We start from the raw sequence: 16,602 nt of genomic DNA on the forward strand, positions 1-16,602 counted from the left end.
TGAAAAAATAGAAATTAAACTTTTCCCATTTGTTTTTTTGAACAGCACCAGAAACCGAAAGTCAATCTCAGAACGTCAGTTGATGATGTGTTCTATCCGTGTTATGGAGCCGTATGAGGGGAAAAGCAAGGAAATGATGTCCGCAAGTTCGGTAAATATTCTATTGATAGAAGATAGCTTGGCTGAAGCCCGCTTCCTGCAAGAATTGCTCAAAGGTTCCAAGCTAGAACCCTGTAATCTTATCCATGTCAAACGACTGACTGAAGCCGTCCATCTACTCACCGACGAACAAGCCCTTGTCTATGATGTGATCTTACTGGATTTAACTCTCCCCGACAGTCAGGGACTCGAATCAATGAAGCCCCTTTTGCAATTTGCTCCGAGTGTTCCAATTGTCGTTTTAACGAATACTAATGATGATGAACTCGCTCTCGAAGCCGTTCGACAAGGAGCGCAAGATTATCTGGTGAAACGACAAGTGAATGTCGAAACATTGGTTCGTTCTCTGCGTTATGCAATTGAACGCAAACAAGCAATGGAATCTTTGCGGGAAGTTAATCAAACCTTATCTCATCGGGTCAAAGAACAGACGGTAGAGTTGGTGAAAGCCAAAGAACAACATCAACTCACCTCAGAATTTGTTTCGATGATGTCTCACGATTTTCGCAATCCCTTAAGTACGATTTTATTGTCAACCGAATTATTGCGAGATTGGGAACAAAGTTTAAGCAAAGAGCAAAAAAGTTCGATCTTTCAACGCATTCGTTCTGCGGGTAAAAGTTTAGTTCAATTATTAGATGAAGTGATTTTAGTCGGTCAAGCCGATGTTGAGCGCTTAGAATGTTTACCGACTCCTCTCGATTTAGAATCTTTTTGTCAACAATTAGTCGAAGAAGCCAGACTTGAAGCCAGTTCTCAGCATCAAGTCGAATTAAAGATGCAAGGAGAATTTGCAGAAACATTATGGGATGAAAGCCTGTTACGACATATTTTTAGTAATTTATTCGCCAATGCGATTAAATATTCTCCTCAAGGCGGTATCATTCGGTTAGAAGTGATGGCTCAAGATAATATTGCCATTTTTGATCTGATTGATCACGGGATTGGCATTCCACCCCATGATCTTGTAAAATTATTTCAAGCTTTTCATCGCGCCAGTAACGTCGGTAAAATTTCGGGTACAGGCTTAGGATTAGCGATTGTTCAGCGCTGTGTTGAGGCTCATGGGGGTGAGATTTCAGTTGAAAGTGAAGTCGGGGTTAGTACCACTTTTTCAGTACAATTACCTTTAGTCTATTCTAGTTCTATAAGTTTACCAGAACTGTGATCAATTTTTGCTTATCTTAATGAAAACTCAAGCTCATCAAGTTCAACCCAAAACCTTTAAACCTTCTCACATTCTACCATTAATTTTAGATTATTTTCAACGAAATTACAAACTCGGATTGGTTTTATTTGCAGGTGTATTAATGGGGCTAGCCGCAGAGCCTATAGGCTTTTGGCTATTAGCATGGGTGGCTTTAGTTCCCTTATGGCTTGTTGTTCTTCAGTCAAAAACTAGCAAGACTTCTACTTTACCATTTGCAATAGCTTGGGGAATGGGCTATCACGGCACCGTTTTATTTTGGATCACGGGAGTTCACCCCATGACTTGGTTAGGTGTTCCTTGGTTAGCGAGTTTAGCCATTGCACTGTTTTGTTGGATTTTTATTACCTTTTGGGGCGTTGGATTAGTCATAACTTGGGCGAAAATATTATCCATTGTCAGCCGCCAAATTCCCAGTCAAAATCTCAATCATCTCTTAACTCGTGTATTAGTTGGAACAGCCCTTTGGTGTGGTTTAGAATGGTTTTGGAGTCAAGGTTCTCTGTGGTGGTCATCCCTCTCTCTCACTCAAAGTTTTGGGAATTTAGTGATTCTCCATCTGGGTCGAATTTCTGGCCCTAATACCGTCACAGCGGCTTTAGTTGCGGTTAATGGATTAATCGCAGAAGCATGGCTAATTAACCGAACAAAAAACAAAATAGAAACCCGAACAAAAACAATAATTTATTCACTCCCAATTTTATGTTTTTCCCTCGCCCATTTAGTCGGATTTTATCTCTATATCCAACCCTTAAAAACCAACCCAGAAACCGCATTAAAAATTGGGATTATTCAAGGTAATATTCCCAACAAAATTAAACTCTATTCCGAAGGATGGCGTCAAGCATTACAAGGCTACACAACCGGATACAGAACCCTAGCCGATCAAGGAGTAGATGCGGTACTCACTCCTGAAACTGCACTTCCTTTTTTGTGGAAAACACCCGCTCGTTATCAAAGTTCATTTTATCAAGCCATTTTAGAGAAAAAAGTTGTCGCTTGGGTGGGAAGTTATGGTCAAGAAGGGAATCGGATCAGCAACAGTTTATTTACCGTAGATGGTGAGGGAAATATCATCAGTCAATATAATAAAGTGAACCTTGTTCCTTTAGGAGAATATATTCCCTTTGAATCTATTTTAGGTCGCTTTATTAATCGATTATCTCCCTTAGATTCTCATCTGGTTAAAGGAGATCCCAGTCAACAATTTAAAACGACCTGGGGTCAAGCCATTGTCGGGATTTGTTATGATTCAACTTTTGCTCGACATTTTCGGCGTCAAGCCAAAACTGGAGGAGAATTTATATTAACCGCTTCTAATAATTCCCATTATTCAGCAGGAATGTTAGCGCAACATCATGCTCAAGATGTAATGCGAGCAATAGAAACAGATCGTTGGGCGATCAGAGCAACAAATACAGGTTATTCTGGGGTGGTTGATCCCCATGGAAAAACCCTTTGGAGATCACAAATGGATACCTATGAACTTCATATTGGAACAATTCAACCCCAACAAACCCAAACCTTGTATGTTCGTTGGGGAGATTGGTTCACCCTCGTTTTACTAATTTTAAGTATCATCGCAATTGCTATTAATTTAGTTTTCAAAACAATATTTGGGGTTTCAGATTGAAAATTGCAGGTTATAACGGAAGAGTAATGTTAGACCCTCTGAGTTAGAGCCTATTTCTAGAATGAAGTTTAAACTGACTCTCATTTTATGTTTTCTGCTGAGTTTAGTCTTGGTCACTTGTTCTCAGTCAACTCCCGACAATTCCGTACCCCTTTCTACAAATAACAATACACCGATTAGTCTTTGGTGGACGAATGGATATTATCCAGAAGAAGATGAAGCCATTCAGCAAATTGTTCGTGAATGGGAAAATGAAAGCGGTTTTCAAGCAGAACTGAATTTTTCGGCTGAAGAAGTCAATCTCCAACGCATCCAAGCCGCCCTAGAAAGCAATAATCCACCCGATATTGTCTACAATCAAAAAGCAGAATTTGCACTGAATCCTCGTGTTGCTTGGGAAGGAAAAGGGAGTGAAGTTTCAGCCGTCATAGAACCGATTCAAGATCGCTATACTTCGAGTGCAATTCGTTCGACCTATTTATATAATACTCTCACTAAAAAATCAGGGTATTATGCCGTTCCAATTCATCAACAAACTTTACATATTCACTACTGGCGAGACTTGTTAAATGATGCTGGATTTACGGATAGCGATATTCCTCAAGAATGGGATAAGTTTTGGAGCTTTTGGCAACAAGTTCAAGATAAATTGCGCGAACAAGGACAAGCAGATATTTATGGAATTGGTTTGAATTTTTCAGCCGAAGCTAATGATACTTTTTATGAATTTGAACAGGTTTTAGCTGCCTATGGGGTGAAATTATTGGATAATCAGGGTCAATTGCAAGTTAAAAATCCTCAAGTTCGTCAAGATTTAATTCAAGTGTTAGAGTGGTTTACAGACTTCTACAAAAAGGGATATGTTCCTGAAGATTCTGTTGACTGGCTTCCGGCAGATAATAACGTTAATTTCCTCAATCGCCGACTGGTTATGACATTAAATCCAACCCTCTCAATTCCCGCTTCTCAACATTCCGATGAACTCGTTTATCGGGATAAAATTGTGACTCTAGAATTCCCTAAAAATCCTGACGGGAGTTCACCCGAATACCTCGTTTCTGTTAAACAGGTTTTGAGTTTTTCCGCCTCTCCTCATCCACAGGAAGCTAAAAGTTTTCTGTCTTTTTTCGTTAAACCTGAAGTAATAAATGAATATCTAAAACAATCAGCAGGGCGTTATTTTCCTGTTATGCCTGAACTGCTTGCTGATCCCTTTTGGAATAACTTAGATGATCCTCATATTTCAGTTGCTCGTCAACAATTTGCTTCGACTCGTCCACTCAACTCTATATTATATCCTGCTTATGCTCAACTTTTTGCAGAAAATATTTGGGGTCAAGCCTTAGAAAAAATTGTCGTTGAAGGAGTCTCAGCAGAAGCCACAGCCGATCAGATCATTCAACAAATACAAACTATCTTTGCTGAATGGGAACAGTTAAAATTTGGAGAAAAAATATGAAGCATAAATTTATTGTCATCTTACTTTTTTTATTCAGTTTAATTTTATCCACTTGTAGCGGAGAAATGCCCTCAAAAAATACTTCGACAAACATCAGTGATCGCCCTTTAACAATTTGGTGGAATCGAGGCTATTATCCCCAACAAGATGAAGCAATAGAACAACTTGTTTCTGACTGGCAAAAGCAAACTAAAAACTCTGTAGAATTATTATTTTTTGGTGAAGAGGAAACCCTTTCTAAAGCAATTCAAGCGATAGAGAATGGAAAACCACCCGATATTTTGTTTTCAGAAAGAGCAGAATATACTCTGATTCCGATTTGGGCAAAAAATGGAAAATTAGCTGATGTTTCACCCGTGATTGCATCCGTAAAAACCCAATATACTCCGGTTGCCTTACAATCCGCTCTACTCTATAATAATGTCACCAATAAAAGTTCTTATTATGCTGTTCCTTTAATGCAGCAAAGTCTTCATATTCACTATTGGAAAGATTTAGTTAAACAAATCGGTTTACCAGACTCAATTCCTCAAGATTGGCAAGGGTTTTGGAGTTATTGGAAACAAGCTCAAGAAACTTTATTACTGCAAGGACGAAGCGATATTTATGCGATGGGTATACCGATGTCTGTGGCTTCTTCTGATACTTATTGGGTATTTGAACAGATTCTCGAAGCTTATGATGTTCAACTGATTGATTCTCAGGGTGAACTTCAGATCGATAAACCCCAAGTCCAAGCCGGAATTATCGAAGCGTTAACATGGCTAACTAATCTTTATAAAGCCGGATATATTCCGCCTAATTCTATTAACTGGTTAAATGCAGATAATAACACCACTTTCCTCAATAAAATGACCCTAATGACCTTAAATGTGAGTTTATCTATTCCGGGTTCACAACAACAAGATGAAGATATTTATCTCAATCAAATGGCAACAGTAGCATTTCCGAATAAACCGAGTGGAGAACCGATGAAATCCCTAACTTCAATTAAACAAGCTTTGATTTTTACCGCCTCTCCCAATCAAACCCTAGCCCAAGAATTTCTCACTTATTTAGTCCAACCTGATCATTTAGAACAATATATTAAAGGAGCCGCAGGACGATATTTTCCAGTTATGCCTAAGCTATTTTCTGATCCATTTTGGAATAATCCAAATAATCCTCATGTTTATGAAGCCGCGAAACAATTACGCCAGGGTGAAACTCGTTCTTTATATCAAGTTTTAAATCCCGCTTATGCTCAAGTCTCTGCTGAAAATGTTTGGGGTGAAGCCCTTCAGCAAGTTGTTGTCAATGATGTCTCGCCAAGTGTTGCTGTTGATCAAGCAATTGAGCGGATTAAAGAAATTTTTACTCAATGGAAAACTACTTAAATAGGAATTAACTTAAGAATGAAATCCTGGAAAAAAAGTCTATTGATACAGCTTGTAGGCTCATTTTTATTGCTTTCATTAGTGATTGTTTCTTTAGTGGGTTCTGTGGCTTTTTATCAAGCTAAAACCTCTTTAAAGCAATCCGTTTTTGATCGCCTGAGTTCAGCTGCCTCTCTGAAAGAACAAGAGTTGAATCGTTGGGCAAGAGATCAAAGCCTAACGGTATTATCATTGGCTCAGTTGCCCGAAATCCGCAGTCAAGCCGAAGCTCTTTTAAGCAACTCTGATGTGGAATCTAATCAAAGTTTATTACAGGAGAGTTTAACGGCTTTTATTAAGCATCAAACTGGGTTAAAAGAGATTTTTATTGTCTCCCGATCAGGTCGAGTTCTAGCTTCAACTGATCCGACTCAAATTGGCTTATATAAACCTTTAGTTCAATATAGTTTAGTCACGCCAGACTCAACAGAGGGATTTATTTCTAATTTTTATCGCTCACCGGAGACTGGACAGCCTAAAATTACCTTTGCAATTCCGCTTTTAAATGCTGAAAATAAACAACAGGGAATTCTTGCGGCTCATTTAAACTTAGATCGAATTGATCAAATTATTCGTCAAAGTACAGGCTTAGGAAGTACAGGAGAAACCTATTTAGTTGGCAATGTAGGGAGCAGTTTATCCAGTCGTTATGTTTTTATATCGAGTAAACAATCGAATTTAAAAGAATTTTCTGAAGGCATCGAAAGTTGGTCAATTAAAGAAGCGATGCAAGGAAAAAATGGTCGCGGATTTTATCGCAATTATCGGGATACACCTGTGATTGGAGTTTATTATGCTTTACCCGGACAAGATTTAGCTTTAATTGCAGAACAAACTGAAGCAGAAGCATTTAATCCTGCTCGAAAACTAGCCATTTCAATTTTAATCAGTGGTTTATTTTTATCGAGTCTGATGGCAGTGGGAATGTTAATATTAGGTCGGCAAATTGTTAAACCAATTAAAGCAATTGCTCAAACCGCTCGTTTAGTGAGTACAGGAGATTTGAATCAAACAGCACCTGTACTGAGTAATAATGAAATTGGAGCGCTAGCTTGTACATTTAACCAGATGATCAAACAGTTGAGATTATCCTATCAACAGTTAGCCGATTATAGTCATACTTTAGAAGAAAATGTTGAGCAAAGAACGCAGGAAATTCGTTATAAAAATCAAGATTTAGAAGCGACCTTAAAAGAACTTAAAAAAGCTCAAACTAAACTGGTTCAACAAGAAAAAATGGCAAGTTTAGGTCAGCTTGTTGCTGGAATTGCCCATGAGATTAATAATCCTGTTAACTTTATTTATGGAAATGTAGAACCTGCTTATGAATATGCTCAGGATTTGTTAAACTTAATCCGGCTTTATCAACAACACTATCCTCACCCCTCTCAAGAAATTATTGATGAGATTGATGAAATTGACTTAGCATTTATTCAAGAAGACTTTATGCAGTTATTAAATTCTATGAAGGACGGATCTGAACGGATTAAAGATATTGTTTTATCTCTGCGAAATTTTTCTCGACTAGATGAATCTGAACAAAAACAAGTCGATATTCATCAAGGAATTGATAGTAGTCTTAGACTTTTACAAAATCGTCTCAAAGCTCAATCTGGTCAGGTCGAAATTAAAGTTAATAAACAATATAGCCAGCTTCCTTTGATTAACTGCTATCCGAGTCAACTTAATCAAGTTTATATGAATCTTCTCAGTAATGCAATTGATGCTTTACAACAAGATGATCAAGTGATCAATCCTGAAATTAATATCTGTACAACGGTGATCAATAATCACATTGAAATTAGAATTGCGGATAATGGTTCAGGGATTAAACCAGAAATATTAGAGCAAATTTTTGATCCATTTTTCACAACAAAACCCGTTGGCAAAGGAACGGGTCTAGGTTTATCAATTAGTTATCAAATTATTGTAGAAAAGCACAAAGGACAGCTTCTCTGTTATTCTAAACGGGGAAAAGGAACAGAGTTTAGGATTAAACTACCGATTTAAACTCCGTAAATTAGATTAAGTTGAAGCCGCAATTGCCGCAATTATACCCAGAACAAATAAGATAGCGAAGAACACTAAAGCAATAATCACTAACCAGTATTGCAAGGTGTAAAGTTTGCGAAGTTCGCCCAAAGCGATCATTAAATTCTCAATATCTGTTCCCGCAGTTGTGACAATTTGTTTGAATGCTTTTGCTGCATTTCTTGTCCAGGTACCAATCAGTAATGAGAAAAATCCTTGAATTAAATTATTCAGAACAATCACTGTTTTTTCAGAAGCCGCGAGACCTGTAAATAGATTCACAACTCCCACTACAATTCCCAAAATCCCAATTACAATTAATAGAATCGCCACAAAATTCATTTTTTTGGCTAAATCCCCGATTAGCTCGTTCTGACTGGTGCTAAACTCATACCCCGATGGTGTCATGGCATCATTCTCCGATTTGTTCTAGCTCTATCATCATTGCAGAGAGTGCCACAGCGAGCAACAGAAATTAATGTAATGTAAAAGTTTAAGCTTTAGTTAAGCAGAGATTAATCTTGGAAACCTTTTGTACAAGGATTCCCGTCTTTACTTAAAATAAAAGAGAGTCCGTATATTTCGGGTGGATCTGCACAGCTAACTTTAACAAAATCTTTAACTTTAATCAACTAACCCATGCTAAATACCTACTCCCCCGATCACTCTCACATCATCGAGTTCAACCGTTCTGCTCAAAATCTCCATCTAGAGTCAACTTTAGAAGATCTTTCTTTGTTTGAAATTCAAGTTGATATTAATCAAAGAGGAGTGATTGTTACTCAACTTTTTGAGTCAGACTCTACCATTCCCGGTGTGATTTTGATGGATGGAAAAAAGTTCATCGGAATGATTTCTCAACGGCGATTTTTTGAACGGATGAGTCGCCCCTATGCCCGAGAATTATTTTTAGGGCGATCGCTTCATATTTTCTACAATTTTGCTCAAACCGATTTATTATTATTATCAGGAGATACCCCGGTTGTGGAAGCTGCCCAACAAGCTATCCGTCGTTCTCCCCATCTTCTTTATGAACCGATTGTCGTCAAACTTTCCTCTGATGAATATCGATTGCTAGAAGTGCAACAACTTCTCATCGCTCAATCTTGTATTCATCAACTGGCGACTGAACTCCTCCGTCAAAAAACTCAAGCCCAACTCATTCAAACTGAAAAGTTAGCAACTTTAGGTCAAATGTTAGCAGGGGTTTCTCACGAAATTCGGAATCCTGTTGCCTGTATTTTAGGTAATCTTCAGTGTCTTTCTCATTATTATCAAGATCTTATGGGTTTAGCCGAAACCTATGAACAAGAATTTCCGCAACCTTCCCAAGCTATCAAAGACTATAAAAACGAAATTGATTTTGAATTTACTCAACAAGACTTACCCGAAGTTTTAGACAGCATCAAAATTTCTTCTGAACGACTCACTCATCTTGTTAATAGTCTCCGAGGTTTTTCCCGAATTGATAGTTATAAACCTGAAAAAGTAGAGATCAACTATTGTCTAGAAAACACCCTACTGATTTTAAAAAACCGCTTCAAACCCGGAACAAACCTGATCAAAAAATACGGAAAAATTCCCCCAATCTACGGCTACCCCAATCAACTAAGTCAAGTTTTTCTCAATATCATTTCCAACGCAATTGATGCGCTAGAAGATATTAGCCAAGACCATCCACATCTAGCAAAAATAACGATTAAAACAGAAGTTCGAGAATGTTCTGAGATCGAAAAGCAGACGCTTAAAATTCCTTCTCATTCCCCAATGGACGCATTATTACACTATCCCGAATATTTTGATCATTCCAGTTCACCAAATTCTAATTGTGACTGTCAAACACAACCCTCTAATCACTTACCTTGCTGCATTTCAATTCGGATCAGTGATAATGGCCCTGGAATTCCAGCCAGCATTTTAGACCGTATTTTTGAAACCTTTTTTACCACAAAATCTCCCGAAAAAGGTACGGGTTTAGGCTTGTCTATCAGCCATCAAATTATTACTGAAAAACACCGAGGAAAATTAAATGTGACCTCCCAAGTGGGACGAGGTACAGAATTTGAAATTTTGTTACCTATTCTGTAAAATTAATTAGCTTACTGAGTTCTAAAATCTCAGGATCTAATTGAAGGAGATGTAGGGAATGGGTTTCTATAGTCGAGTGATTTTACCTCGTTTGCTGGATTGGACAATGGCTGATCCAGCTTTTACCCAATATCGTCAACAAGTGCTAGCTAATGTTGAAGGAGACGTGCTAGAAATCGGCTTTGGGACAGGACTCAACCTATCCTATTATCCCCATCATATCGAAAAAATTACCACAATAGATCCCAACTCCGGTATGAACAAACTCGCCCAAAAGCGAATAGAAGCTTCAAAAATAAAGGTGGAAAATCGGATACTGAATAGTGAAAACTTACCGATGGCGGACTCGACTTTTGATAGCGTGGTTAGCACCTGGACACTCTGTAGTATTGCCCAAGTTGAAACAGCGTTACAAGAAATTTATCGAGTTCTTAAACCGGGTGGAAAATTTTTCTTTATTGAACATGGACTCAGCGATCAACCGAATATTCAAGTTTGGCAAAATCGCCTGACTCCCCTCCAAAAAATTATCGCTGATGGTTGTCATCTCAACCGCAATATTCAGCGTTTAGTTGAACAACAATTTAATGAAATCACCTTAGATAAATTTGAAATTGAGAACTTTCCTAAAGTTGGTAGTTATACTTATCTAGGAGTCGCAACAAAAACCAAATCAACTAACCTTTAGATCAAGAAAAAATAAAATGAAAAATATCTACACCCTACCCGAACCCCTCCCCAACTCAGAACAATTTGAACCCATCATTCAAAATCCATCTCTATTAATAGAACGAATTATTTCCACCGGACAAAAAACCCCCGAGGGCGAGTGGTACAATCAAGAACAGGATGAATGGGTTATGCTTTTGCAGGGAGAAGCCACCCTTTCTGATTCCGAGGGTTCACAAATTCAACTCAAAGCGGGCGACTATTTACTGATTAGCGCCCATCAAAAGCATCGAGTCGAATATACCAGCACGAACCCCCCTTGTATTTGGTTAGCCATTCACGGAAATTTACAGTCTTGAGAGATTTCCGCTACAATTGAAAAACCCCAAATACTCCTTTATCTTGAGATTTGAGGGATCAAGTGCGGAATTCTACCCCAAAGAAAGCATATTTTTCACGACCGTCATTCGGTAAACTAGAAAAAATCGAGATTGCAACCGTCATCAAACAAGACTGGCGAGGCAAAATCGACCTTGGCACATCCATTACGGGCAAAAGGAGTTGCGATGAACCGTCAAAATCAAGCAGTTTTAACCCTAGCGTACAGAAGCGGTATTTTGCTCTCAACCATTTTACTATTAGTGGGTGTTGCCAATCGTCCCTCTTTTTCCCAGTCTCCCGCACCGACCGGCGATACAGAAGCGGAAACCGAAGTCCTCACCCCAGAGCAAGAATTGGAACAGTTGCGACGAGAACAAGAAATTCAACAGGGTGTCCAAGCCGAGGCGAACCGCATTTTTAGCCGCACAATGACGTTGTTTAACCTGTTGTTGGGGGTTTTGGTGGTGTTATTGGGGGTGGGTTTAGCGGCGTTGTGGGTGTTGCGACGTTCGGTTATCCATGAAGTGACGGGAATTGTCGAAACTCATCTCAACGAACTGGGAGACTTAGAAAATCGCATTTCCAGTGCAAATCGTAAAATTCAAAGTGTTCTGCGCGATACGGATACCCACATCAATGATTTGTATCAACATTCCGATGAATTTCAAAAAGAACTGGAGTTAGAACGTCAAAAAGTTGATGAAATGCGTTCTCATCTCTCTCATTCTCAACAACAAACTATCGCCGAATTAGAACATCAAGTTAAGCAAGCCATCCAAGAGCGTAAACAGTTAGAAAGTAAATTTGCCTCCCAACTTGGTGAACTCAACCAACAAGCCCGACATCAACAAGATGAGATTTTACAAAACTTAGAACGTTCCAGTCAAGGCGTTATCTCTGAGTTTTCACAACTCCAAAATGAAGTTCAAACTCGTCAAGACGAAACCGTTAAGAATTTAAAATCACGCGAAACTGAATTTTCAACCCAACTTTCTGAACTGAAGCAAAAAGCCCAACAACAACGGGATTTAGTCATCAAAAATATCGATCAGTTGGGGATAGATTTGTCAGAAAAGCTATTGAGTTATGAAGCTGATATTCAAACTCAAAAAGACGGAACAATTCAAAACTTCAAGCAAGCCGAAACTGAATTTTCAACTCAGTTATCCCAACTGCAAAATTCAGCCCAAAGTCAGCAAGATTCTCTCCTGCAAAACTTACGCCAGTTAGAGTCAGATTTTGAACCGCAATTCTCAGAAATTCGTACGCAAGCCGAACAAAAAGCAAAACAACAGACTGATGAAATGCTGGCTAATTTTGAGAACTATGGCGGAGAATTAGAAGCGCAACTCTCAGAAGCCCAAGGGAAAATACAAGAACGAGTTCGAGAAAAATATAATACCCTTAAACAACTAGAAGCTGAATTTATTGAACAGGTTAAACAAGCACAGTCCGGTGTTGAAACTCAAAAAAATCAACAAATACAAAATTTCCAACAATTAACAACAGAGTTTGTCGAACAACTCTCCCAGTCAAAATCAGGAGTCGAAACCGAAAAAGAACAGCAACTTCAAAATTTACGACAATCTTCTTCTGAATTCATAGAAGAATTATCCCAAGCAAAATCAACAACTCAAACCGAGAAAGAACAGCTTATCAAACAATTTGAGTCCTCTGGAAATGAACTGGAAAGTGAACTTTCTGCCTTTAAGTCTGATGTTCGTACCCGGCGAGATGCAACCTTTGAGCGATTAGATCGCTTTGAAACTACTCTTGCTCAACAAGTAGAAGAAATCAAAGCCGACGCTCAAACCGAGAAAGACAAAATTTTCCAACAATTGTCTCAATTGCCCGGAAATATTCAAGCCGAACAGGAAAAAGTTCTCAAACAATTATCAGAATTACAAGCCAATGCAGAGGCAGAAAAAGCTAAAATCCTTAAGCAGTTAGCGGATATTTCTCCTGCGTCCATTGCAGAAGGTGCAGTGGCAGAAATGCTAGAAAAAATCAAAGCCCTTTCTGAACAGCTTGAACGTCTCAAATCTAATCAACCTGAGTTGTTCTTAAGTGCAGAAGACTTTGAAAACCAAGGAATCAGTTTGATAGCAGAAGGGCAATTTGAACAAGCTTTTGCAATGTTTGATAAAGCCGTTCAAATCCAACCCAATCGTCACACCGCTTGGTTAAATCGGGGGATGAGTTTGCGACGAATGAAACGTTTTCAAGAAGCCGTCGCTTCCTATGATCGGGCGTTAGAAATTGAGCCGAATTATCGTCAAGCTTGGGTAGATCGAGGTGTTGCTTTAGGGATTTTACAGGAACATCAACAAGCCTATGAATCTTTTGATCGGGCGTTGCAAATTAAAGCCGATGATCCGGTGGCTTGGTTAAACCGAGGGATGGCTTTACAGGTGTTAGAACAGTATGAAGAAGCCGCGATTTCCTTTGAGAAAGCCACAGAACTTGATCCCAATTCGGCGAAGGCTTGGAACTATAAAGGCTATACATTAATGAAGTTAAAACGGGATTTAGAAGCTTTAGAAAGTTTGAATCAAGCGATGAAACTTCAACCCAAATATGCTGATGTTTATTACAATACGGCGAGTTGTTATGCAGTTCAAGGAAAGTTAGATTTAGCAATGGAACATTTAGAACAGGCGATTAAACTCAATCCCCGTTATCGAGAAGAAGCGATGAGCGATCGTAATTTAGAACAGGTTATAAAGCGTTTACGATATCGGAATGCAGACAATAATCGCAATTCAAATAATGGTCAGCCTTCTGATCGGATTAATATGACGGCTCGCAGAATTGAATAAATAAGGATTTAAAAACGTTAGATTCAGACTCGGCGATCGCAAACGAGACACTTTCACGCTCTGTGTTCACTTCGTTGTCATGGTTTGAATTCCATCCCAATCTTCAGGGGGATGATTTTCCAAATATTGCAGCGATCGCATAATATAAATCTGTACGACTTGATCCGATTTTTGAAGATCTTGAGCCGCTTCAAAATATTGGATCGCTTGTTTGAAATCACGTTGAAGATAAGCTTTTCTACCGCGATTATAAGCCTCTAAAAACTGTTCAGTTTCCGCCGTCAAAGGGTCAGAACGTGCATCAATCAACTCATAAATATTAACAGCTTGATTTTTCCCTTTTACCCGAACTTTATCTAACTCTCGTACCCAAATTTTATCACCACAGAGCTGATAAGTCATCTCACTCAAAATAATATCACAACCGTAAGTTTTAGTCAGTTGTTCTAGACGAGAACTTAAATTCACGCCATCACCAATCACAGTATAATCCATCCGTTTTTGTGAACCAATATTTCCTGAAACCACCTCACCCGAACTCATCCCAATTCCAATTCTAATTTGGGGTTCATTCGGACGAGAATGATTAAATTCTTTCAAACGCCGACGCATATCTAAAGCTGATTTTACCGCCATCCAAGCATGATTTTGTCGTAAAGGAAGCGGCGCCCCAAATACCGCCATCAACGCATCGCCAATAAACTTATCAAGTGTTCCTTCATGGTGAAAAACCGCTTCAACCATCGTTTCAAAATATTGATTGAGTAACGCAACCACATCAGACGCATCGAGATTTTCGGTAATCGTTGTATAGCCCCGAATGTCCGAAAATAATATCGTCACCTCCTTGCGTTCACCCTTCATTAATCCATCTTCACCCAACGCCATTACCTGTTCAGCGACACCGGGCGTCATATACCGATACATGGTCGTTTTCATCCGTTTTTCGCGGCTAATATCTTCAAGAACAACCAACCCCCCTCGTACTCCCCCTTCTGGGTTTGTTAAAGGATTAACGGTTAAATTAATTCCCCGTTCAATCGGTTGAATTTGTTCAAGATCAAAACTATGATTATTATCCAATTCTCCCCAGATAAAATAAGCAGTTGAATCAAGATTATTTGGAACAACTAAAACTGGAATTTCATCATCATTTTGCCATGCTTTTTCTTGTTTTTTAACCAAGCCAACGGTTAGATTTTGTTCAGGAACAAAATGACGAGAACCATGACTTAAACTACTTTCTAACCAAACCTTTAAATTTTCAATCGGAACCACTTCCCAAATTAATCGACCTTTGAGTTTGTATTCCCAAAACTCCCTAATTTCTCGATTTTCAGGTTTCCGTCTCGGACACCCTAACAGTTCCAAAGCCGCATCATTAATCGTGACAATTCTCCCTTGCATATCTGTAGAAATAACGACATCAGAAAGACTTTGAAGAATATCCTTCTGATATTGTTTTTCGACCATCACATTCTCAAACAGTTGAGCATTTTGTAATGCAATCCCGGCTTGAGCATTAAAAGCTCGTAAAAACTCCTCATCAGAGTTAATAAAACTCCCTTTATGTTTATTAATTAACTGTGTTACTCCGATCAACTCTCCCGAAGAATTGTAAACAGGCATACAAAGAATATTACGAGTTCGATAACCCGTTTGTTGATCAATCGAAGGATCGAAACGAGGATCAGTATAAGCATCCGTAATATTGAGAACTTGACCTGTCGAAGCCACAAAACCGACAATTCCACGATTGGCTGGAATACGGAGATCCACCATCGTTTTCCCATCCGCTTTAGCTACTTTTGTCCACAGTTCATTGCTTTCTTGATTGTACAAAAATATCGTACTGCGATCAGCGTGCATCAACCGACGAGCTTGTTCCATCACCGAGAGCAACGTATCTTCTAAATCTAAACTTCGACCTAAAGTATTTGTTGCTTCTAGTAACGCTGCAACACCCCGTTGATTTCGAGCCGCAATGTAAAAGGATTGACAACTTTCTAAAATAATCCCAATCGAATCAGCAAAGGTGCGAAATTGTTGTTCATCCTCCTCATTAAAAGCCCCTTCTGATTTATTCAAAAGACGCACAACAGCAACAATTTCCTCTGTATTGTGAGAGCTAAAAATTGGCATACAGAGAATATTTTCAACCGCGTAATTTAGAGGTTGATCAACCTCCGGATCAAACATCGAATTTGTATTAATTTCCGCCACATTTATCGTTTCGCCAGTATTCGCGACATGACCGATAATTCCTACATTCATCGGAAAGCGAATTTCTTGAGTTTCACCTGTTTCTTCTTGAACAGTTTTGTACCAGAGTTGATTTTTACTGCGATTAATTAAGAAAATCGTCGTGCGATCAGCTTGAATAATTTGACCAATTTTGAGAGTAAACGCATCTAGGAGTTGTTCGAGGAGTATTTCAAGTGCTTCATTATTAATGAGATCAATCGCTCGAAGAAATTGTTGAAACTCTGCGGTGATAAAATCTAATATACATATAAACTCCCCAATTGGCATATTCTTGACACGATCTGCCAACAAACCCATGCGATCAACTTGAGTCAGTGTAGCGAGGATGCTACCAGCATTAGAAAAGGTCATGGGAGGGATAGTTGTTCAACGAAGATAGCAAATCAGAGATCTGCTTTGGGGGAAACAGAAACCCGTTAACAGAGAACAGAGAACAGGAAAAAGGAAACAGCTTAGGAGTAGATTTTGAGGAAATA

At 38.8% G+C, this 16,602-nt stretch carries 11 protein-coding genes; 9 read left to right on the forward strand and 2 right to left on the reverse strand.

The window, feature by feature from the left end; genetic code table 11:
- Positions 1 to 133 precede the first annotated feature (133 nt).
- The 5 genes from L8106_RS23220 to L8106_RS23240 all read left to right on the forward strand — a co-directional run bounded on the left by L8106_RS23220 (position 134) and on the right by L8106_RS23240 (position 7,883).
- Positions 134 to 1,327, forward strand: coding sequence for a hybrid sensor histidine kinase/response regulator (locus L8106_RS23220; protein ID WP_009786923.1), 1,194 nt, complete (start codon positions 134 to 136; stop codon positions 1,325 to 1,327).
- Between the two features lie 19 nt (positions 1,328 to 1,346).
- Positions 1,347 to 2,999, forward strand: a complete 1,653-nt coding sequence (lnt, locus tag L8106_RS23225; protein ID WP_009786924.1) for an apolipoprotein N-acyltransferase — start codon at positions 1,347 to 1,349, stop codon at positions 2,997 to 2,999.
- Between the two features lie 61 nt (positions 3,000 to 3,060).
- The gene (locus tag L8106_RS23230; RefSeq protein WP_009786925.1) at positions 3,061 to 4,458 is read left to right on the forward strand and encodes an ABC transporter substrate-binding protein; all 1,398 of its coding nucleotides are present in this window, start codon (positions 3,061 to 3,063) and stop codon (positions 4,456 to 4,458) included.
- Entirely contained in the window at positions 4,455 to 5,834 is a 1,380-nt protein-coding gene (locus L8106_RS23235) for an ABC transporter substrate-binding protein (protein WP_009786926.1), read from the forward strand. The genes L8106_RS23230 and L8106_RS23235 overlap by 4 nt, the downstream gene beginning before the upstream one ends.
- Before the next feature lie 18 nt (positions 5,835 to 5,852).
- Positions 5,853 to 7,883, forward strand: coding sequence for an ATP-binding protein (locus L8106_RS23240; protein WP_009786927.1), 2,031 nt, complete (start codon positions 5,853 to 5,855; stop codon positions 7,881 to 7,883).
- Between the two features lie 15 nt (positions 7,884 to 7,898).
- Here L8106_RS23240 and L8106_RS23245 read toward each other — a convergent pair whose 3' ends face one another.
- Positions 7,899 to 8,312 (reverse strand): hypothetical protein, encoded by a 414-nt coding sequence (locus tag L8106_RS23245; protein ID WP_009786928.1) that lies wholly within the window; start codon positions 8,310 to 8,312, stop codon positions 7,899 to 7,901.
- A gap of 231 nt (positions 8,313 to 8,543) precedes the next feature.
- Here L8106_RS23245 and L8106_RS23250 point away from each other — a divergent pair, with 231 nt between their 5' ends.
- From L8106_RS23250 to L8106_RS23265, 4 genes are all read left to right on the forward strand, one after another.
- Positions 8,544 to 9,992 (forward strand): sensor histidine kinase, encoded by a 1,449-nt coding sequence (locus L8106_RS23250; protein WP_009786929.1) that lies wholly within the window; start codon positions 8,544 to 8,546, stop codon positions 9,990 to 9,992.
- Between the two features lie 58 nt (positions 9,993 to 10,050).
- Positions 10,051 to 10,680 carry a class I SAM-dependent methyltransferase gene (locus L8106_RS23255; RefSeq protein ID WP_009786930.1) on the forward strand — a complete coding sequence of 210 codons (630 nt, stop codon included), beginning with the start codon at positions 10,051 to 10,053 and terminating at the stop codon, positions 10,678 to 10,680.
- A 16-nt stretch (positions 10,681 to 10,696) separates the two neighbouring features.
- Positions 10,697 to 11,020 carry a cupin domain-containing protein gene (locus tag L8106_RS23260; protein ID WP_009786931.1) on the forward strand — a complete coding sequence of 108 codons (324 nt, stop codon included), beginning with the start codon at positions 10,697 to 10,699 and terminating at the stop codon, positions 11,018 to 11,020.
- 174 nt (positions 11,021 to 11,194) lie between these two features.
- Entirely contained in the window at positions 11,195 to 13,861 is a 2,667-nt protein-coding gene (locus tag L8106_RS23265) for a tetratricopeptide repeat protein (RefSeq protein WP_156803797.1), read from the forward strand.
- A gap of 66 nt (positions 13,862 to 13,927) precedes the next feature.
- Here the strand turns inward: L8106_RS23265 and L8106_RS23270 are convergent, their stop codons facing one another.
- On the reverse strand, positions 13,928 to 16,477 hold the full coding sequence (locus tag L8106_RS23270) for an adenylate/guanylate cyclase domain-containing protein (protein WP_009786933.1): 2,550 nt from the start codon (positions 16,475 to 16,477) through the stop codon (positions 13,928 to 13,930).
- Between the last annotated feature and the right edge of the window lie 125 nt (positions 16,478 to 16,602).

Source organism: Lyngbya sp. PCC 8106 (assembly GCF_000169095.1).
Classification (GTDB): Bacteria; Cyanobacteriota; Cyanobacteriia; order Cyanobacteriales; family Microcoleaceae; genus Capilliphycus.